Origin of the sequence: uncultured Microbulbifer sp. (genome assembly GCF_947504145.1) — a bacterium.
Lineage (GTDB): Bacteria > Pseudomonadota > Gammaproteobacteria > Pseudomonadales > Cellvibrionaceae > Microbulbifer.
Map to the genome: position 1 here is coordinate 854203 of NZ_CANNGQ010000001.1, position 20180 is coordinate 874382.

The following is a 20180-nucleotide window of genomic DNA, read 5'->3' on the forward strand; positions in this document are numbered from 1 at the left end:
CCCAGAGCGATTGGGTGTGGTGCGAGGAAGTAGTACAAAAATCAATCACTCTGGGTAGGCTTCGATGCCTGTTTTCAGGTGCGCCCCCGCACCCAGGTAGTAGCCAGCAATAGCAGACATGCGCAATAATTGTTGGCAGTGGTATTAAGGGACTCGCAGGAAGCGGGCGTAGAACAATAACCGCGGCTCAAGGAACCCATCAAGGAGCAGCTCAATGAACCATATTCAGCCAGACCAAGCTTCGCTCTCAGAAGACAAACCCCTGCAACAGGCAAGACTGTCCGGTGATCCGAACATTCTTGATCAGTTGCTGGCGCCACCGGAGGCAACCAGCTTCGGTATCGCCGCTCGAGTCATCGACGTGCTTGAACAACGGATTGGAAAGGCATCTCTGGCCATTCGCCCGGTAGCATCTGACCTCAGTATGTCTACCAGGACCCTGCAGCGCCGTCTGCAGGAACATAACCTGAGTTTCGCCTCTCTTCGTGACCATGTACGTTTCCGTCACGCAGTACACTTCCTGAAGGATACTGCGCTGAGCGTGGATGGCATTTCCCGTATTCTCGACTTCTCTGACAGAACCAGCTTTACCAGTGCGTTCAAGCGCTGGACCGGCATGTCCCCAACGGGGTATCGCCGTCAAGTTCGGCAACGTTTCTAAGAAGTCGCTACAAAACCCCTCGCATCACGTAATCCAGAGTTCCGGTAAACACCGGTGCTCTGGATTGCCTCATTTTGTCAAAGCCGTTAGAGTTGGCCCCAGAATTTTGACTGACTTTATCGAGGTTTAGACCATGGATTTCTTTATTCCTGCTGCAATGGCGCAAGAGGCGGCTCCGGCTCCTCAGGGTAACCCGCTGATCACCCTGTTGATGTTCGGTGGCCTTTTTGTGTTTATGTGGCTGTTTATTATTCGTCCGCAACGCAAGCGCCAGAAAGAGCACCAGTCATTGGTTGGCGGTTTGAAGAAGGGTGATGAGGTGGTAATGACCAGCGGTATGCTGGGCCGTGTAGAAAAAGTAGACGACGACTACCTGATCTTGGAAGTGGCTGACAATATGAAGCTGAAGTTCCAGAAGGTTGCCGTTCACGCGGTACTGCCCAAGGGCACCATCAAGAACATCTGATCCGGGTTGCGCGCTTGTGCCAGTTTCTTCAAATCGGCCAGTGCAACCAGAAAAGAAACCCGGCAATTGCCGGGTTTTTTTGTGGTCAAAATTCGTTTGATCACCGAATGGGTGAATAGGGAAAAAGTGTGAAGATTCAATATCCAGCGCGCGAACGGCTTGCCAACCTTCCTACGCCATTGGAGCCGTTGCCAAAAATCAGCGAGCAGTTTTCATTACCCTACGGTGGGCCGAAAATCTGGATCAAGCGGGATGACCTGACTGAGAGTGCCATGTCTGGCAACAAGCTGCGTAAGCTGGAGTTCATCATCGCGGAAGCGCGTGCCCGGGGTTGTAATACCCTGATTACTTGTGGCGGAGAGCAATCCAACCACTGCCGGGCGACGGCATTGGCCGCCGCCAAAGCAGGTCTCCAGTCACACCTGATCCTGCGACGCGGGCGTGGAAATAGTACTGATGTGCCCGATGGGAACCTGTTGGTGGATTATCTGGCCGGTGCAAAGGTCTCTCTCTATCCGCTTCGCGAGTATCTGGATACGTTGCCCCAATTGTTTGAGCAGTGGTCTGAGTTTTATATGCAGCAGGGCGATCGCGCGCTGTGCATCCCCACCGGTGGCAGTGATAGCCTGGGGATCTGGGGCTATATACTCGGAACCGAAGAGCTTCTGCAAGATTGTGCGAACGCAGGTTTTCAACCTGACCAACTTGTTTGCGCCAGTGGTAGTGGTGGTACCCAGGCAGGGCTGACGCTCGGTTGCCAGTTGTTGGAAGCTGACACCCAGGTGACAGGCTATGCGGTTTGCGATAGTGCCGACTATTTCGTGGGCAAGGTAAGCGCAGATGTGAACGATTGGGCACGCCGTTACCGTCAGGCATTTGAATTGGACAAACGCAGAATCCATGTAATCGACGACTATATCGGGCCGGGTTATGGCATTGCCACGGAGGAAATCTACCAGACCATCGCGCTGGCAGCGCAGCTGGAAGGAATATTGCTAGACCCGGTGTATACAGGTAAAGCCTTCCACGGAATGTTGCAGGATATCCAGCGAGGGCAATACACCGGCTGTGAAAATCTGGTGTTTATTCATACAGGCGGGCAGTTCGGGATATTTCCGCAGCGCACCGGCTTTGAGAGTAGCTGGTCGACTGGTTGATTCGGGCGCGCTGGCAAATAGTTTCCTGCCGCGCCGGCAAGTGGCCAAAAGAAGTTACGTTTTGCGACAGAATTGCCTGTTTTGGCAAAATAATTAGTGAATTGTTTAAAGCGTGGCAGAAATAAGGACTATGCTGCTGATAATTGGCGGATTACTGTTCTCACTGGAATGAAGCTGCTAATCTGCCCCGCATCCGGTGGCGCCCACTTGCTTTATTGTATGTTGTTCGGGGTATTTCACGCGTTGTGATCGCTCGAAACTACAGGGTTGGGTTCATGCTCTTGGTGTGTTGCTGAGGCTTCGCCATTCTGTTGGTAAATTAATCAAAAATAATAGGCAGTGGGGGTTGGTTTGGAATCATTCAATCAGTTGTTGTTGTCCCTGGACGGGATGCTTGGTTCAGCGGGTTGGTTTCCCTGGGTTCTACTGGGGGTTGGCTTTTTCTTCACCATCTACCTCGGGTTCCCGCAAATACGCTATTTTGGTCACGCGATCAAAATCGTCCGCGGTAAATACGACAAGCCCAGTGATCCCGGTGATACCTCCCACTTCCAGGCGCTGGCCACGGCACTTTCCGGTACCGTTGGCACCGGTAATATCGGCGGGGTAGGCCTCGCTATTTTCCTCGGTGGCCCGGCCGCACTGTTCTGGATGTGGGTCACGGCTTTCCTCGGTATGACAACCAAGTTTGTCGAAGTAACCCTCTCCCATAAATACCGCATCAAAGCCGCTGACGGCTTTTATGCCGGTGGTCCCATGTTCTACATGGAGCGCCGCCTGAACATGAAGTGGCTGGCGGTCGTCTTTGCCATCGCTACCGTGATCAGCTCTTTCGGTACTGGCAGTCTTCCCCAGGTCAACAATATTGCCCAGGCGATGCACGATACCTTTGGCCTGGATAAAATGTTGACCGGCGGTGTGCTGGCAATTCTGCTGGGCCTTGTGATCATCGGCGGTATTACCCGCATCGCCAAGGTGACTTCCACGATTGTTCCGGTGATGGCTGTGCTCTACATCATCGGTGCACTGGCGGTCATCATCTACAACTACCAGAACATCATCCCTTCGTTTGCCGCTGTCTTTACCGGTGCGTTCAATGGCAGTGCCGCCATGGGTGGCTTCCTTGGTGCCAGCTTCGCGTATGCGTTTAACCGCGGTGTGAACCGGGGGCTGTTTTCCAACGAAGCGGGGCAGGGCTCTGCGCCGATTGCTCACGCCGCGGCCCGTGCCGACGAGCCTGTCTCTGAGGGCATGGTTTCCCTGCTGGAACCGTTTATCGATACCCTGATCATCTGTACGCTCACCGGACTTGTCATTTTGTCGTCCGGCGTGTGGACGGAAAAACATATGAACCGGTTTGAACGCGCCGACATGCGTGTGCTGGCAGGTGCCTATACCGATAAAGACGAGGCCCACGTCAAGCAACTGTTCGGGTTTCTCAGTGGTCTCGACAGCGATGTACGGACCTATACCGGTACTATTGTTGTTGCCGATGGTCAGCCGCTGAACAAGGGCGAGTTCACCGTGATCAACTCTCGCTCTGTGGCGGAGGGAGTGGAGTTCCGGGTTGCGGATGACAACTTCTCCGGCGTACTGAATGTAAACGATGGGCGTCTGGTCAATCCGAACGTGGATGTGTGGGGCAATTCGTTATTGCACTCTGTGGCGCTGACCAATCGCGCATTCCAGAAGGGCTTCTTTGGTGAGTACGGCAGTTATATCGTAACGCTGGGGATCCTGTTGTTTGCCTTCTCGACAGCAATCGCGTGGTCCTACTACGGGGACAGATCGATGATCTACCTGTTCGGGCCCAAGGCGGTTATGCCCTATCGGCTTGTGTACGTGGTGGCATTTTTCTGGGCCGCCATCGAAGACACCACCATCATCTGGAACCTGTCTGCGGTAGCGATTGTCTTGATGACCCTGCCAAACCTGTTCGGCATTTCCATACTTGCACGGGAAATGAAAGATACGGTGAAGGATTACTGGAAAGACCCCGAGCACAAATAGCGGTAACGTAGAAATAAAAAACCCGGCAAAATTGCCGGGTTTTTTATTGGCTGAAAAGCGCTAGCTAAACGTTTAGCAGCAGGTATTCCCGCTCCCAGGAACTGATTACCCGGTTGAACTCCTCATACTCATCCCGTTTGATGGCCGCCCAGGCGCGTACAAATGTATCGCCAAACATTTCCACTGCTTCCGGACACTCGCTGAGCAGGCTCAGGGCGTGCTCTTGTGTGCGAGGCAGGGTGATTGGTTCAGAAGAGCAGTCGCCGGTGTACGGCTTGCTTGGTTTGACCTTGTTCATCATACCGAGATAGCCACAGGCCAGAGAGGTGGCAATGGCCAGGTAGGGGTTGCAGTCCGCACCAGGGAAGCGGTTTTCCAGTCGCTTGGCCTGCGGTGAACTATCGGGCACTCGCAGTCCGGTGGTGCGGTTGTCGTAACCCCAGTGCAGGCTGGTGGGCGCTGCCATTTCCGGGGTGAAGCGTCGGTACGAGTTCACGTTGGGGGCAAAGAAAGTGATAAAGCCCGGGGTGAACTTCTGCATGCCGCCGATAAAGTGCATGAACAGTTCGTTTTCGGTGCCGTCGTCGTCGACGAAGATGTTTTTTCCTGTCTTTGCATCAATGATGCTCTGGTGCAGGTGTAAGGCACTACCCGGTTCGTCTTCCATGGGCTTGGCCATAAACGTGGCGTAGATGCCGTGACGCAGGGCCGTTTCCCGCACGGTGCGCTTGAAGGTGAAAACCTGGTCGGCGAGTTTCAGAGGGTCGCCGTGGAGAAAGTTGATCTCCATTTGCGCGGTGCCGGATTCGTGGATCAGAGTATCGACATCCAGCCCCTGGGCTTCACAGAAGTCGTACATGTCTTCAATGATCGGCTCGTACTCATTGGCCGCGTCAATACTGTAGGACTGTCGGGTTTTTTCCGTACGGCCGGAGCGCCCAACTGGTGCCGAGAGTTTTTCGTCCGGGTCCAGGTTGCGTTTCACCAGGTAAAACTCGACCTCCGGTGCTACCACTGGCTGCCACCCCTGTTCCGCATATTTGTCGAGTACAAACTTGAGAATATTACGGGTACTGATGGGGTGGGGTTTGCCGTCCCGGGTGTAGCAGTCGTGGATGATCTGCGCAGTGGGCTCGTTGGCCCAGGGGTTGAGGCGGATGGAATCCGGGTCCGGTACCAACAGCATGTCGGTATCGGCGGGGTCTACCAGTTCGTTGTGCTCGTCCACATAATCGCCGGTGACGGTCTGCACCAGAATACTTTCCGGCAGGCGGCTGTCTTCGGTCAGGAATTTATCGGTCGGGGTAAATTTGCCCCGCGCATTTCCGGACATGTCCGGTACCAGGCACTCGACCTCGGAAATAGAGTGTTCTGCGAGCCACTGGGTAATCTTATCCATGGTACACCTTGTTGATGAAAGGCCTTTTCCCCGATTGGGGTTCATTAGTATATATCCCGCCCATGCAACCCAAATAGTGGGGCAGGGGCGCGCGGGGCGGCGTGTATTTAGCGTTTTTCGTCCCGCGGGCTTTGATTATGGCAAAAAACCGAATTATCATTCAAGAAATATTGAATAATGCTTCGGTTTTTGTGGGTGCGGCCTATTGCGTATCGCTCCCGGAGTGTTGATCCTACTGGGTCTATACCGCTAATTACCTGTTTTTTCTGGAGAATGTCCATGCCTGTCAGCGGAACAGTCACCAAGCTGCTTGGCCATACCGATTCTTATTACGCTGCGAGCGCGAATGAGGCGCCATTTTATGGTGCGCTTGAGGGTGAGGTTGAAGCGGATGTGTGCATTATTGGGGCGGGCTACACCGGTTTGTCATCGGCGCTGCATCTGGCGGAGCGCGGTTTCAAGGTGGTGGTACTGGAAGCCGAGCGTATTGGCTGGGGTGCGTCCGGCCGCAATGGTGGCCATGTGGGTGTGGGCCAGCGCAAAGGGCAGGAGGATCTGGAGAAGATGCTCGGCCTGGACACCGCAAAAACCCTGTGGGGTATGGGGCTAGAAGCCGTTCATCTCGTAGAGGAGCTCATCCGTAAGCACAATATCGAATGTGATCTGAAGCGGGGCGTCATGCATCTGGCTGCCAAGCCCAGTCACGATGCGTGGCTCAGGGAAGAGGTAGAGGTGCTTAACGAGCGCTACGGCTATGACCAGATGCGTTACGCGGATAAAACCGAAGTGCGTTCGCTGGTTGGCTCGGATCGATTCCACGGGGGGCAGATCGATGACGGCTCCCTACATCTGCACCCACTCAACTATGCGCTGGGCCTCGCCGCTGCAGCGGCTAGAGCTGGGGTCGAATTTTATGAATACAGTCGGGTAACCAGTTATCGCGGCGGTAGCCCCTGTGTAGTAAACACGGCAAAAGGGCAAGTGCGTGCGCGCAATGTGGTGCTCGCGTGTAACGGTTATCTGGGTAATCTCGAGCCGCGCATGGCCGGTCGGATCATGCCCATCAATAATTTCGTGCTGGCCACAGAGCCGCTTCCGGAAGAGCTGGCACGGGAATTGATAGCGAACGATTACGCGCTTCAAGACACGCTGTTTGTGATCAACTATTGGAAACTCTCCGGCGACAACCGGCTGGTTTTTGGTGGTGGTGAGAATTACACCTCACGCTTCCCTCAGGATATTCGCGCTTTTGTGCGCAAATACATGCTGCAAGTCTATCCGCAGCTGGCCGATACCCGCATCGATTACGGGTGGGGTGGAACCCTGGCGATCACCCTGAACAGAATGCCGAGTATCGGCCGCCTCGAGCCCAATGTGTACTACAGCCAGGGATATTCCGGGCACGGTGTTCCCACTGCCACATTCGCCGGAAAAATTCTATCGGAAGTAGTTGCCGGCACTGAGGAACGGTTTGATATATTGTCGCGCATTCCAACACGCAATTTCCCGGGGGGAACATTGTTGCGTTGGCCCGGATTGGTAGCAGGAATGCTTTATTACAGCTTGATGGATAAGCTGGGCCGGTAAAAATGAAAGTTGAATAATGATTCGGTTTGTGGGATAACAAATCGGTCGCTTCAGTTACTGGGTCCGTCCTGAGTGGTAATGAATGGGCAGATTCCCGATAAAAATAACCTACTGGGAGTAAAGATGACGCTATCCAACCAGCCGTTGATGGCCAGAAAGAACCTGCTGGCCTTAACTATTGGCGCCGCTGTATTGACTGTCAGCGGTGGTTCGATTGCCGCACCGGAAATTGAGGAGGTGACCGTCACCGCGCAGATGCGTGCGGAATCTCTGAAAGACGTGCCCATGTCCGTGAGTGCCTTCAGTGGCGACACCATCAAGAATTCCAACCTGTCCGACTTCAAAGATCTGTTTGCGCTGACACCGGGAATCTCCGGCGAGACCACGGATTCCTACTTTGACTCAGTGTCAGTCCGCGGTGTAAACAACAACAGCTTTGGTTCGGGTAGTGACCCGGCCCTGGGGATTTTTCTCGACGGTGTATACCAGAGTCGCACCGGTGCCACACCGAGCATGTTTGACCTGGACCGTGTGGAAATTGTAAAGGGGCCTCAGGGTACGCTATTTGGCCGCAATACGGCCTCCGGCGCCATCTCCATGACGACCCGTAAACCTGGTGAAGTCTTTGCTGGCGACATCTCGGTAAATGCAGGCCAGTACGGCCGTCTCGACTTCGAAGGTGCGGTCGATATGCCGGTGAGCGAAGATTTCGCTGTACGCATAGCCGGTATTCACCAGGAAGAAGACGGGCACGTGAAGAACCTTGCCGGCGGCCGCAACCTGGGTGCCAGCGAAACCGATGCCATGCGCATTACTGCGGTATACGATGGCTTCGAGGACACCACAGTGACCCTCCTGGCGCAGTACGAAGACCGCGTCAATGATGGGACCATCTACCGTGCATTGGACACCGATGCGGGCTATGACGAGGTGTACAACGACCATCAGGGCACCGATCAATCTCAGATTGGCGATGCGGTTCTCACCGTAGAGCGTCAGTTCTCCAGCGTTACATTCAGTTCCATCACCGGCTACAAAACCCACGACTACACCTACGTAGAAGACTTCGATGGCACGGCCATGCCGATCGATACCTTCGTCCGCGATCAGACCGGTAATTTTCTCAGTCAGGAATTCCGCCTGACCTCGGATAACGCCGGTCCGTTTAACTGGGTGCTCGGCGCCAGCTATTACCAGGAAGAGCTGGATGCTTATTTCGCCGGTGTCGATGCAGAAGATTACATCTGTGCCGGTGCCATGGAAGTTGATTATGAGCTGGATGTGGACTCTTCCATGACCTGCGCTGAGCTTGCGCTGGCCTATCCGGAAGAAATGGATGATGCCTTCTGGACCGGTGGGGACCCGTGGGAGTATGCACCTACGGCGGGCATGGCAATTCCCGGTGGCGTGAAGATCGGCGATGGCTTTTCCGTGGAAGAATCGTTCACCAGTGGCGATTACACCGGCTGGGGCGTATTCGCCAACACCACTTTTGACCTGACCGAGGCCACGAGCTTGGGCTTCGGTGTGCGCTATACCGAAGACCGCAAGCAGTACACTGTTGATTCCCCTTGGCCAGACACCTGGACCGGTGGCTGGAACTACCAGGCGATGTTTACTGATGGCCCGATCACTGGTGATCAGACCTGGAGCAACGTTTCTGGCCGCGCCACGCTCAATCACGATTTCTCTGAGTCCATTACCGCGTACGCCAGTGTGGCGACCGGCTACAAGTCCGGCGGGTTTGACTATCTCACCTACCGGGTGACTGATCCGGCTTTTGCGGAAGATGAAGATACCTGGCTCGAAGACTACGAGTGGACCGTCGACAGCACGACCGGCGAGCCCAATCAGTTTGATGAAGAGCAGGTGCTGTCCTATGAGCTGGGCCTGAAGGCGCGCTTGCTGGACAACCGCCTGCATGTAAACGCGGCGGCATTCCAGTACACCTACGAAGATCTCCAGCAGGCCTTCTTTATCGGCGCCGCCGCAGTGACCCGCAATGTCGGTGAAAGTGAAGGCCAGGGCCTCGAAGTGGATGCGCGCTGGCTGATCACCGACAATCTCGATGTGTATATGGGCCTCGCCTGGCTGGATACCGCATTTACTGGCGCGCCGGAAGAGCTCTGCGAGGCTTGTGATGGCAACCAGATGGCGTTTTCTCCGGAGTTTTCATCCGCGACGGTACTGACATACAACACGGATATCGGCTTTGGCTCGCTGGCGCTGTCCGGTGAATACACTTTCACCGGTGAGCAGTTCGCGGATCTCGACAACACTGAGGAAGTGAAGCTTGATAGCCGTGGCGTCGTCAATCTGCGGGCTTCGATCACCTCGCCCGCAGAAAACTGGACCGCCGGTGTCTACGTGGAGAACCTCACCGGGGAGGAGTACTACCACTGGGGCTATGCCGCAGCGGATTACAATCTCCCGGCAACCCAGACTGACCCGTCGCGGGGCCGTGTTGCTGGTGTGAATCTGGATTATCGGTTCTGATCCGTTCCCCTTTCATCTCACAGGATGAGCAAATGGGCCGGCTTTTAAAGCCGGCCTTTTTGTTGGTGAGCGTGCTGGCCATTTATGTTACAAAAGACACTTATGTAAAAAGGATTGAGAAGTGTCGACTGCAGAACAGAATCGCCGTAAAAACCAGTTGTCGCCACGCCGGGAGCCCGTTCAGGCCCGGGCCCGGGAGCGGGCACGCCAGATACTGGATACTACCGGCCGCCTGCTGGAACAGGTGGGTCTGAATGACCTCACAACCATTCTGATTGCCAAGGAACTCGGTGTTTCTGTTGGCTCTGTTTATCACTATTTCCCCAACAAGCACGCGATCCTCTACGCCATGGGTGAGCAGTGGCTGGCTAGTCTCACCGAGCGCCTGGATGAGCTGGCGGCGAGTGATCTCGAAAAGCTCAGCCTCAAAGACTTCCTCGACGACCTGCTGCAGCGCTGGGTCTCGGTCTATCGCGAGCAGCGGGGCTTGTTGCCCCTGGTGCAGGCAATGTGGGGGATCCCCGAATTACATGAGCTCGATGAGCGCCACGATGAGCTGGTGATCAGTCATCTGATCGATATGTTCCACAGGCTCGGATTTACCTGCCCACCCAACGAAACCAATCGTCTCGCACGGGCGACCCTGGAAACCTGCCACGCCATGTTGCTGGTGGTTGTGAATCAGCAGGGGATACGTGCCGAGCGCACCCGCGAAGACCTGCTCAATATGCTGTTGGTATTGCTGGAACCTCACCGCAATGACGAAAAGCCCTCTGGCCTGGATGATGTAGAGGCACCCTGAGGAGGAACACGCGTCATGACGAATACTCGCCAAACCGGCAGTCCCCAAGCCGATAGCCCCCAATCACCCGCGGTGAATAAGCTCATCATCGCGATTTCGTCGCGTGCCCTGTTTGATCTCCGCGAGAGCCATCAGGTTTATGAAGAGCAGGGCGTGGAAGCATTTTCGGCATATCAGGTGGCGCGCGAGAACGATGTGCTGCCCAAAGGTGAGGCGTTTTCCCTGGTAGAAAAATTCCTGCAGATCAATGAGCGGCTGGGCGGTGCACCGCGGGTGGAGGTGATTTTGCTATCGCGCAACAGCGCAGATACCGGATTGCGGGTGTTCAACTCTATCGAACACTACGGCCTCAGTATCAGCCGCGCGGCCTTCTGCAACGGCGGCAGTCCTTACCGTTATATCGCCCCCTTTGGTTGCCATCTGTTCCTGTCCACTGACGGCGGCGATGTGCGAAGAGCGCTGGAGCAGGGCATTGCTGCGGCAACCCTGATACCCGGTGGCGCACGCCAGCGGGGTGACGAAGTACTGCGCTTCGCGTTTGACGGTGATGCGGTGATTTTCTCCGATGAGGCCGAGCAGATATTCAAGCGGGAAGGCTTGGCCGCATTCACCACTGCGGAGCGGGCGTCTGCCAGGCAGCCGCTGCAAGGGGGGCCTTTCAAGGGGTTTCTCGAAGCGCTGCAGCATTTGCAGGCAGAGTTTCATGCGGATGACTGCCCCATCCGTACGGCGCTGGTCACCGCCCGCTCGGCACCTGCCCACGAGCGGGTGATTCGTACCCTGCGCGCCTGGAATATCCGTATTGATGAGTCCATCTTCCTCGGCGGCCTGCCTAAAGGTGAGTTTTTACGTGCGTTTGGGGCGGACGTATTCTTTGACGACCAACCCAATCACTGCGCCTCAGCAGGGGAGCACGTGGCGACGGGGCATGTGCCTCACGGTATCGCCAACCTCGAAGAATAGCGCCGCATTTTCTAAGAAATAAAATTCCGCCAAAGTGTGGTCACTGGCGTATCAACCTCTCCATAAAGTCACTTTTAGTAACCCATTTATCGTTTTTAAGGCACGGTTATAGCCAGAAGTTGGCTCGCCAGTGTTTTCGCTGCTATGCTTTTCCCGCATAAAGTCGCTAAGTTTTTATAACCAATCGCTGGCGTAAAAATGAGCGTTTTACTGTTGGGGCCCGCAGTCCATCAGGGCGATCATTGCTATCAGTGCCAGCTATCGACAGGGAGAGGCTATGAAGCTGCAGCAGTTGCGATATATCTGGGAGGTTGCTCATCACGACCTCAATGTTTCTGCCACGGCACAGAGTCTGTTTACTTCGCAGCCCGGAATCAGCAAACAGATACGATTGCTGGAAGATGAGCTGGGTGTCGAGATTTTTGCCCGCAGTGGCAAACACCTCACCCGGGTGACACCCGCCGGGGAGGCGATCCTCAAGACCGCCGGCGAAATCATGCGCAAGGTGGAAAACATCAAGCAGGTCGCGCAGGAGTTTAGCAACGACAAGCGCGGCAGCCTCGCCATTGCCACCACTCATACACAGGCTCGCTACGCGCTGCCCACCGTTATCAAGGGCTTTATTGCCCGCTATCCGGAAGTGTCCCTGCATATGCACCAGGGGACGCCGATGCAGATCTCAGAGATGGCTGCGGACGGCACGGCCGATTTTGCTATCGCCACCGAGGCGCTGGAGTTGTTCAGCGATCTGGTGATGATGCCGGTATACCGCTGGAACCGCTGTATCCTGGTGCCCAAGGGGCATGAGCTGGCGCAACTCTCCAAGCTTACCCTCGAAGATGTGGCGAAGTTCCCCATCGTTACTTACGTGTTTGGCTTTACCGGCCGCTCCAAACTCGACGAGGCGTTCCTCGAAAAAGGGCTTTCGCCGAAAGTGGTGTTTACCGCGGCGGATGCAGACGTGATCAAGACCTATGTCCGCCTTGGGTTGGGCATCGGTATCGTTGCGGATATGGCGGCGGTGGAAGACGAAGACAGTGATCTCGTGGCGCTCGATGCCAGCGAGTTGTTTGAAAGCAGCGTGACGAAAATTGGCTTCCGCAAAGGAATATTCCTGCGCGGTTTTATGTACGAATTTATTCAGCAGTTTGCGCCACACCTGACCCGTGAACTGGTCGAGCAGGCCGCTCAAGCGTCTTCGCGCGCAGAGGTGGACGAGCTCTTTTCCCACATCGAGCTGCCGGTGTACTGACACTGTTGAATATTCCCGCCTATCAACGAAGAAACCCGGCCTGAAGCCGGGTTTCTTGTATCTAAAGTGTGGGATTTGGCGCTAAAACTCCGGGCTGCTCAGCCCGCTTTGTTCAGCACTTCTTTCACAAACTTGAAGTACACCGTATAAACCTCCGGGGCTTTCCCTTCTTCCTCAACCACAAAAAACGGTGCGCGCTGGACATTCAGCTGCTGCGCCAATTGCATGCCGGCGCTTTCCGGGTCCCGTTCGTCGGCGATCAGAGTTTCGTCGAGAAATTTTTCCTGATCATTTTCCTTCAGTTTCTGTTCTACATCGTTGCACTTGGCACACAGGGAGCCATCGGCAAGGACTTTCTTGACCAGGGTAATTCGCATAAGAAGACTGCCTTGTTATCCGCGCCTGCTGCAATTGGCGGCAGGGTGCTGAAATTCTGAGTGGCGCGAAATCTAGCAGAGTGCGGGAGGCGGGGGAAATACCGTTGCGCAATAGATTTATAACCCGATTTCCGGATGCAGGAAGAGCATGGATCTGCGGAAGCTGTCGGGCCGTACGGGCTAGAAAATACAGGTCAGGAAAAGCGCGCTTCCAGGGTTTCCATCAATACCCGCACCTTGTCGAGGCATTCCCGGTGCTCTGCGGCAGGGTCTGAGTCCGCGACTATGCCGCCGCCCGCGGCGCAGTGGATGTTTCCATTGCTCGCGGTGAGTGTGCGGATCGCGATGTTGGAATCGGCGCGCCCGCAACTGCTGATATACCCAATGCTTCCGCAATAGACACCGCGCGGGCTGCGCTCCAGCTCGCGGATAATCTGCATGGCCCGGCGTTTGGGGGCACCGGTAATAGAGCCGCCGGGGAATGTGGCTTCCAGCACCTGCGCGAACTCCAGGTCATCCGGTATCTGGCCGGTGATGGTGCTCACCAGATGATGCACATTGGCAAAGCTCTGTAGTTCAAACAGGTTGGGCACACGCACACTGCCGCGCTCGCAGATTTTGCCAAAGTCGTTGCGCAACAGATCCACGATCATCAGGTTTTCGGCGCGGTCCTTACGGCTCGCGGCCAGTGCGTTCGCCAGCTCGCTGTCCCGCGTCGCATCCTCGCTGCGCGGTGCGGTGCCCTTGATCGGTTCTGTCTGCAGGAAGTTGCCATCGGCGAGAATAAACCGCTCTGGGGACAGGCTGAGAATGTCTCCCTGGGGCATGGACAAAAAGGCAGAGAAAGGACCTGCGGCCACTTCACGCAGGGCCAGGTAGGCAGTGAGCGGTGTACCGCTGTACTGTGCCTGAAACCGCTGGGTGAAATTTGCCTGATAAATGTCGCCGGCGCGAATGTAGTCGAGAATTCGCTGGATCTGAACCTGGTACTCGTCGGCACCAAATTCGTGGCGGAACCCGCCTGACAGTTTAAAGGCTTCCGTTTGCGGCGCACTTTCCCATTTCAGTGCGCGGAAGCGTGCGGTCAGATCGCGTTTCTGCACTTCGGTGCAGGCCGGATGGAAAACAAGGTGCGCGGCCTGCAACTGGTGATCAATGATCAATGCCCAGGTATAGAGACCAAAGTGTCCGGCGGGCAGTGGTGTGTCCCGGGTATCGGCGGGGAGGAAGTTGGCGGTTGCGCCGAGTTCGTACCCGGCATAACCAATCGCGCCGCCACAAAATGGCAGCTGCTGGTCTACTTCCTGGGGGGCCAGTTCACACAGTAGGTCGTCCAGGGCTTCGAAGGGTGCCTGTTCCGCAGCTGTGAGCGCGAGGTTACAAACCGGGTCTGCGCTCAGGATGTCAAAGCGCCCGCCGCGGGCGACAGGCTGGCCGGAATCCAGCCAGACCGGGCAGGGCAGGTCGGCCAGTGCAGCAAAGGCGGCACCGGCATTGCGGGAATAAGGCAGAGAAACTATTTGCAAAACATCAACCAAACTTCCGTGCGGGATCTCCGCACTGGCTCCACTTCAGCCCACTTGGGCTGCTCGCAATCGACGGACCCGAGAGGTTTCCTGGCACCGCCATCTCTTAGGCGGCGCTACTTTACTCCAAAACCGGTTGCTATAGAAAATCTAGCTGATTCTGCGCTCGATTCCGGCCTGGGACATCAAACGGGTGGCGAGTTCCTCAACGGAAAGTTCAGTAGCGTCGAGAAAGGGGATCTGCGCGCGGCGCAGCATCTGTTCTACCTGGCGCACTTCAAATTCACATTGCTCCGGAGAAGCGTAGCGGCTGTTGGCACGCCGCTCCTGACGGATGCTCACCAGGCGGCGTGGGTCGATGGTGAGGCCGAACAGCTTGTGTTGGAAAGGCCGCAGTATCTTGGGCAGCGCGGTGGAATCCATATCCTCTTCGGTAATGGGGTAGTTAGCCGCGCGCAACCCGAACTGCAGCGCCAGATACAGGCAGGTGGGGGTTTTGCCTGAGCGGGACACGCCAACCAGAATGATGTCGGCGCTTTCGAATTCGCGTGTGCGCCGTCCGTCGTCGTTGTCCATGGCAAAATGTACGGCGTCAATGCGCGCGGTGTATCGCCGATTGTCGGCGATACCGTGAGAGATGCCCACAGTTCGCACCGGGTCGGTACCAAACAGGGTCGCCAGTGGTGCCAGATAACTTTCAAACACATCCAGCATCAGTGCGGAGCTCTGGTGCAACTGCTTGCGGATCTGATCGGATACGATACTGGTGATGATGATTGGCTGCAGGCCAGATTCTTCGGCGGCGCGCTCAATGCGCTGCAGTACCTGATTCACCCGTGCATCCGAGTCCACGTAGGGCACGGTGACCTGTTCCACCGGCTGATCGCGAAACTGCGCCAACAGACTGTGGCCAATCCCCTCTACAGTGAGGCCCGTGCCATCGGAAATAAAAAACGCCGTGCGTTTTTTGACGCTGGATGGGCCGGGCGCATTGCTGTGTTGCTGGTCATTCATTGGCTTTACTCTTGTTTGCGACTGCATGGTATCGCAAACCGCCTTGTTTCCGGAACGGTGGTCTCATACAACAGGTTAGTGGCAGCAATGGCCCTTATTCGCAATTTGTAGTTTTGTAGAAAAATTACAACATAAATAGGCCATTTTTCCCGAATTTTGCGGGGTATTATTTACAAAACCCTTCCTTATAATCTGCCGCCAGATAGGCAGTTGCAGAGGGCAATCCATTGACCACTTACACTCTCGAGTTCGCGAAGCTGGGTATGGCCGACGTCGACAAAGTCGGCGGCAAAAATGCGTCACTGGGGGAGATGATTTCTTCCCTGTCTGGCGCTGGTGTCAGTGTCCCAGGTGGTTTTGCCACCACCGCGGAAGCATTTCGCGAATTCCTTGCCGGTACGCAACTGGATACCCGCATCGCTGAGCGGCTGCAAGGGCTCGACGTCGAGGACGTGACGGCGCTGGCCGCGGCCGGAGAAGAGATTCGCCAGTGGCTGCTGGACACACCATTCCCGTCCGGCCTTGAAGCGGAGATCCGCAAGGGCTACGAAGCGCTGGGTGGTGGTGAGACTGCCGTGGCAGTGCGTTCATCGGCCACCGCCGAGGACCTGCCGGATGCGTCTTTCGCCGGTCAACAGGAAACGTTCCTGAATATCCGCGGAATCGACACGGTGCTGCAGGCGGTGAAAGAGGTGTTTGCTTCCCTCTACAACGACCGCGCCATTGCCTACCGGGTCCACACCGGATATGCCGATGTGGGTGTGGCCCTCTCTGCCGGTATCCAGCACATGGTACGCAGTGAAACCGGCGCCTCCGGGGTCATGTTCACCCTGGACACCGAGAGCGGCTTCCGCGACGTGGTTTTTGTTACCGCGGCCTATGGGCTTGGTGAAACCGTGGTGCAGGGTGCCGTAAATCCGGATGAATTTTATCTCTACAAGCCCGCACTGGAAGCCGGCCGCCCGGCAATTTTACGCCGCAACCGCGGCAGCAAAGCCATCAAAATGGTGTACGACCAGGGGGGCGAATGCGGCCGCTCCGTCAAAACGATCCAGGTACCCGAACAGGACCGCCTGCGTTTTGCCCTGAGCGACGAAGAGCTGACCGAGCTTGCCAATCAGGCGCGCAAGATCGAGGCGCACTACCAGCGTCCGATGGATATTGAATGGGCCAAAGACGGCGACACTGGCAAATTGTTTATCGTCCAGGCTCGCCCGGAAACCGTCCGCTCGCGCGACAGCGGAGCCAGTATCGAGCGCTACAAGCTGCAGGAGCGCAGTGATGTTCTGTGTGAGGGCCGTGCCATCGGTCAGCGCATCGGTGCCGGCAAGGTACGGGTGCTCGATAGCGTGGAAGATATGGCCAAGATGCAGGACGGCGAAGTTCTGGTCACCGATATGACCGACCCGGACTGGGAACCGGTATTGAAGAAGGCCAGCGCCATTGTGACTAACCGCGGCGGCCGCACTTGTCACGCGGCGATCATCGCGCGTGAGCTGGGTATTCCGGCGGTAGTCGGCTGTGGCGACGCCACTGAAAAGCTCACTACCGGTACTCCGGTTACGGTGACCTGTGCGGAAGGTGATATGGGCTTCGTGATGTCGGGTGAATTGGACTTCGAGCGCTCGCTGACGGAAGTGCAGGATATGCCGGAGTTGCCCTTCAAGATCATGCTCAATGTCGGCAATCCGGACCGTGCCTTCGCCTTCAGTAATCTGCCGAACCAGGGCGTTGGCCTGGCGCGGCTGGAATTTATTCTCAATCGAATGATTGGTATTCACCCGAAGGCGCTGTTGGAGCTCGACAGCCTGCCGATGGACTTGCAGAAGAATATTCGCAATCGCATCGGCGGTTACGCTTCACCGGAAGAATTCATTGTAGAGAAACTGGTGGAGGGGATTGCTACGCTGGCCGCCGCATTCGCGCCCAACCGCACTATCGTGCGCCTGTCAGATTTCAAATCCAATGAGTACGCGCATTTGGTGGGTGGCCAGATGTACGAGCCCAGTGAAGAAAACCCGATGCTCGGCTTCCGAGGCGCCGCGCGCTATCGCTCCAAGGACTTCCGCCAGTGTTTCGCGCTGGAATGCAAAGCGTTGAAAAAAGTCCGCGATGAAATGGGGCTGACCAACGTAGAGATCATGGTGCCGTTTGTGCGCACACCGGATGAGGCGCGTCAGGTGGTCGAGTTGCTTGAGCAAAACGGCCTCAAACGCGGGGAGAATGGTCTCAAGATCATCATGATGTGTGAGCTGCCGTCTAACGCACTGCTGGCGGAGGATTTCCTGCAGTATTTCGATGGCTTCTCGATCGGCTCCAACGATCTGACCCAGCTAACCCTGGGGCTGGATCGGGATTCCGGCCTGGTGGCAGAGCTGTTTGATGAGCGAGATCCGGCGGTGAAAATGCTGCTGTCCCGCGCCATCCAGGCCTGTAAAAAAGCCGGCAAATACGTGGGTATCTGTGGCCAAGGACCGTCCGATCATAAGGACTTTGCCCAGTGGCTGATGGAAGAGGGGATCGACAGTGTTTCCCTGAACCCCGACACCGCAGTGGATACCTGGTTGTATCTGGCTAACCAGAAGGTGTGACAAGCCGCACCTGAAGCCTGCCGGGTGACGCCGGTTCACGAGTCCCAGACTATTTTTGTCCTGCTGCGGCTTGACTCCGAAAAAAGCGACCATTTTGGTCGCTTTTTTTGTGTCTGTAGCAGAAACAACATTCTATCAACCGCGCAAACAACGCGATGCTGTTACTGGCGGCTTGGTGGCCACACTCTTGTGACCACTTTGGCCCCACGTTAAGGCGATTGCCAATTTCCATAACGGTGGGGTTTCGGCAGCTAAATCAATCTAAGCGCCCGGTGCCCCGGCAATAGAATCGAACAAGCTCCCCGTATTTGGATCGGTTGCGGGGACGCTTCCGAAAACGTTTCGGAAAGCCGTGTTCTCAAAAGCTTCCCTATGAGTTTCTGAAAATGCGGTTTCAACAAAACGGATCTTCGATTGAAGCCTGATTGAGGTGCCGCCATGCAAAGACGTCTGCCATCTACGCACGAACTTCCTACTGCCCATTCTTTCTGTGACAACAGCCAGCGATGGCGGGCAGCTTGTACGTTGATCACAACATCGCACGCTTGCGAAGCCAATGTATATGCTGCAACGGAAAACCCTCGCCATTGGACCAGAAACCTGATGGCGGTATGGATGCTGCTGGTGGGCACCCTGGTCGGCAGCCTGTGGCCATCCCTTGCCGATGCGCATTCCGGTGGTAACTGGTTTGATGACCAGGCCGCGATGAGTTCCTCCGGTTCGCCCTCTATTCGCATCGACCTGTCAGAGCAGAAAGCCTATTTTTACAAGGGTGGGCGCCTTGTAGGCGTGTCTCTGGTTTCCTCGGGTAAACAGGGATTTCGCACCAGCCCGGGCAAATTCCGCGTGCTGGCAAAACGTCCAAATCACCGCTCCAGTATTTACGGCAGCTTTGTAGACCGGAATACAGGCCGCGTGGTGAAGGCCGATGTCGATACGCGTAAACACCGTCGCCCGGCAGGTACCTATTATCGCGGCGCAAAAATGAATCACTATATCCGTTTTAACGGTGGTGTTGGCCTGCATGCGTCCGGTCATGTTCCACGCTACCCGGCGTCTCACGGTTGTGTGCGTATGCCGCCGCATATGGCCCGTAAGTTTTTCCAGTATTCTCGTGTAGGAATGCCGGTGACAGTTACCCATTGATTGAGTTTGGCAAGCCCGCTTGTCCGCAGTTTGCATAGGGGCAAGCCATTTACCGGGTACTATCCATATGGGTAATACCCGGTATTTTTATGGGGCGGCTGTAGTCAGAAAATTAGCCAGCTAAGATTCTTTCCTGCCAGAATATTAGTTCTTTCAGAATATTTACTTTCAGCCGAAGCAGGAGAAGCCATGAACGTGAAAAACGTTTGTACCCCCGATTTATGTGACGATTACCCCGAGCTGGTGCAGGTTGTTGAGCCCATGTTCGTGAACTACGGTGGACGCGAGCAGTTCGGTGGAGAAATTGTCACCATCAAATGTTTTGAAGACAATTCACTGGTGCGTGAACTTGTGGCGGAACCTGGCGCCGGGAAGGTACTGGTGGTGGATGCCGGTGGTTCCATGCGCAGAGCCTGCCTGGGGGATATGTTGGCGGAAAAAGCGGTGGAGAACGGGTGGCAGGGGATCCTCATGTACGGGTGCATTCGCGATGTGGATGTGATTTCTGGACTAGAGTTAGGAGTACAGGCGCTGGGAAGCCATCCCATGAAAACCGACAAAAAGGGCATTGGGGAACGCAATATTGCGGTGACTTTCGGCGGCGTCACCTTTAAACCTGGAGAGTATTTGTACGCCGATAATAACGGTGTGATAGTTTCTCCCCGATCGCTTATGTAAATTGGAAATAACGGAATCTGTTCTCTTCGCGCTGGTCCTGCTATCTGCGCTTGCG

The 20180-nt window shown here is 55.7% G+C and carries 16 protein-coding genes; 12 read left to right on the forward strand and 4 right to left on the reverse strand.

The annotated features are described in order from the left end of the window. Nucleotides 1-214: 214 nt before the first annotated feature. From Q1A74_RS03890 to Q1A74_RS03905, 4 genes are all read left to right on the forward strand, one after another. Entirely contained in the window at nt 215-661 is a 447-nt protein-coding gene (locus Q1A74_RS03890) for a helix-turn-helix domain-containing protein (protein ID WP_043316188.1), read from the forward strand. Between the two features lie 133 nt (nt 662-794). After that, complete coding sequence (yajC, locus tag Q1A74_RS03895; RefSeq protein WP_299592552.1) at nt 795-1127, forward strand: preprotein translocase subunit YajC; 333 nt, start codon at nt 795-797, stop codon at nt 1125-1127. Between the two features lie 128 nt (nt 1128-1255). Then, entirely contained in the window at nt 1256-2284 is a 1029-nt protein-coding gene (locus Q1A74_RS03900; protein WP_299592554.1) for a D-cysteine desulfhydrase family protein, read from the forward strand. 351 nt (nt 2285-2635) lie between these two features. Beyond that, complete coding sequence (locus tag Q1A74_RS03905; RefSeq protein WP_299592556.1) at nt 2636-4294, forward strand: sodium:alanine symporter family protein; 1659 nt, start codon at nt 2636-2638, stop codon at nt 4292-4294. Nucleotides 4295-4358: 64 nt separating this feature from the next. Here the strand turns inward: Q1A74_RS03905 and Q1A74_RS03910 are convergent, their stop codons facing one another. Further along, nucleotides 4359-5693 carry a glutamine synthetase family protein gene (locus Q1A74_RS03910; protein WP_299592557.1) on the reverse strand — a complete coding sequence of 445 codons (1335 nt, stop codon included), beginning with the start codon at nt 5691-5693 and terminating at the stop codon, nt 4359-4361. A gap of 279 nt (nt 5694-5972) precedes the next feature. Between Q1A74_RS03910 and Q1A74_RS03915 the strand changes: the two genes are divergently transcribed. The 5 genes from Q1A74_RS03915 (at nt 5973) to cysB (ending at nt 12793) form a co-directional block, all read left to right on the forward strand. Continuing rightward, nucleotides 5973-7280: an FAD-binding oxidoreductase gene (locus tag Q1A74_RS03915; protein ID WP_299592559.1), complete on the forward strand. Its 1308-nt coding sequence runs from the start codon at nt 5973-5975 to the stop codon at nt 7278-7280. A gap of 123 nt (nt 7281-7403) precedes the next feature. Next, nucleotides 7404-9776 (forward strand): TonB-dependent receptor, encoded by a 2373-nt coding sequence (locus tag Q1A74_RS03920; protein WP_299592561.1) that lies wholly within the window; start codon nt 7404-7406, stop codon nt 9774-9776. 121 nt (nt 9777-9897) lie between these two features. Further along, nucleotides 9898-10578 (forward strand): TetR/AcrR family transcriptional regulator, encoded by a 681-nt coding sequence (locus tag Q1A74_RS03925; RefSeq protein ID WP_299592563.1) that lies wholly within the window; start codon nt 9898-9900, stop codon nt 10576-10578. A 15-nt stretch (nt 10579-10593) separates the two neighbouring features. Next, nucleotides 10594-11541, forward strand: a complete 948-nt coding sequence (locus tag Q1A74_RS03930) for a 5'-nucleotidase (protein WP_299592565.1) — start codon at nt 10594-10596, stop codon at nt 11539-11541. A gap of 277 nt (nt 11542-11818) precedes the next feature. Beyond that, on the forward strand, nt 11819-12793 hold the full coding sequence (gene cysB / locus Q1A74_RS03935; protein ID WP_299592567.1) for an HTH-type transcriptional regulator CysB: 975 nt from the start codon (nt 11819-11821) through the stop codon (nt 12791-12793). A 98-nt stretch (nt 12794-12891) separates the two neighbouring features. Here cysB and Q1A74_RS03940 read toward each other — a convergent pair whose 3' ends face one another. From Q1A74_RS03940 to Q1A74_RS03950, 3 genes are all read right to left on the reverse strand, one after another. Beyond that, entirely contained in the window at nt 12892-13170 is a 279-nt protein-coding gene (locus tag Q1A74_RS03940) for a hypothetical protein (RefSeq protein WP_299592569.1), read from the reverse strand. Between the two features lie 194 nt (nt 13171-13364). Continuing rightward, nucleotides 13365-14696 (reverse strand): aminodeoxychorismate synthase component I, encoded by a 1332-nt coding sequence (gene pabB / locus Q1A74_RS03945; RefSeq protein ID WP_299592570.1) that lies wholly within the window; start codon nt 14694-14696, stop codon nt 13365-13367. 150 nt (nt 14697-14846) lie between these two features. Continuing rightward, the gene (locus Q1A74_RS03950) at nt 14847-15710 is read right to left on the reverse strand and encodes a pyruvate, water dikinase regulatory protein (protein ID WP_299592572.1); all 864 of its coding nucleotides are present in this window, start codon (nt 15708-15710) and stop codon (nt 14847-14849) included. A gap of 227 nt (nt 15711-15937) precedes the next feature. On the opposite strand from Q1A74_RS03950, the gene ppsA reads away from it, so the two are divergent. The 3 genes from ppsA to rraA all read left to right on the forward strand — a co-directional run bounded on the left by ppsA (nt 15938) and on the right by rraA (nt 20125). Further along, complete coding sequence (ppsA, locus tag Q1A74_RS03955; protein WP_299592574.1) at nt 15938-18301, forward strand: phosphoenolpyruvate synthase; 2364 nt, start codon at nt 15938-15940, stop codon at nt 18299-18301. Between the two features lie 603 nt (nt 18302-18904). Then, nucleotides 18905-19447, forward strand: a complete 543-nt coding sequence (locus Q1A74_RS03960; RefSeq protein WP_299592575.1) for a L,D-transpeptidase family protein — start codon at nt 18905-18907, stop codon at nt 19445-19447. Nucleotides 19448-19636: 189 nt separating this feature from the next. Next, entirely contained in the window at nt 19637-20125 is a 489-nt protein-coding gene (gene rraA, locus Q1A74_RS03965; protein ID WP_299592577.1) for a ribonuclease E activity regulator RraA, read from the forward strand. Nucleotides 20126-20180: the final 55 nt, after the last annotated feature.

Excerpts from the sequence above, each read along its gene's own strand:
- Q1A74_RS03890 (WP_043316188.1), top strand. The coding sequence starts at position 215 with ATGAACCATATTCAGCCAGACCAAGCTTCGCTCTCAGAAGACAAACCC.
- yajC (WP_299592552.1), top strand. The coding sequence starts at position 795 with ATGGATTTCTTTATTCCTGCTGCAATGGCGCAAGAGGCGGCTCCGGCT.
- Q1A74_RS03910 (WP_299592557.1), bottom strand. The coding sequence starts at position 5,693 with ATGGATAAGATTACCCAGTGGCTCGCAGAACACTCTATTTCCGAGGTC.
- Q1A74_RS03915 (WP_299592559.1), top strand. The coding sequence starts at position 5,973 with ATGCCTGTCAGCGGAACAGTCACCAAGCTGCTTGGCCATACCGATTCT.
- Q1A74_RS03920 (WP_299592561.1), top strand. The coding sequence starts at position 7,404 with ATGACGCTATCCAACCAGCCGTTGATGGCCAGAAAGAACCTGCTGGCC.
- Q1A74_RS03930 (WP_299592565.1), top strand. The coding sequence starts at position 10,594 with ATGACGAATACTCGCCAAACCGGCAGTCCCCAAGCCGATAGCCCCCAA.
- cysB (WP_299592567.1), top strand. The coding sequence starts at position 11,819 with ATGAAGCTGCAGCAGTTGCGATATATCTGGGAGGTTGCTCATCACGAC.
- Q1A74_RS03940 (WP_299592569.1), bottom strand. The coding sequence starts at position 13,170 with ATGCGAATTACCCTGGTCAAGAAAGTCCTTGCCGATGGCTCCCTGTGT.
- Q1A74_RS03950 (WP_299592572.1), bottom strand. The coding sequence starts at position 15,710 with ATGAATGACCAGCAACACAGCAATGCGCCCGGCCCATCCAGCGTCAAA.
- Q1A74_RS03960 (WP_299592575.1), top strand. The coding sequence starts at position 18,905 with ATGGCGGTATGGATGCTGCTGGTGGGCACCCTGGTCGGCAGCCTGTGG.
- rraA (WP_299592577.1), top strand. The coding sequence starts at position 19,637 with ATGAACGTGAAAAACGTTTGTACCCCCGATTTATGTGACGATTACCCC.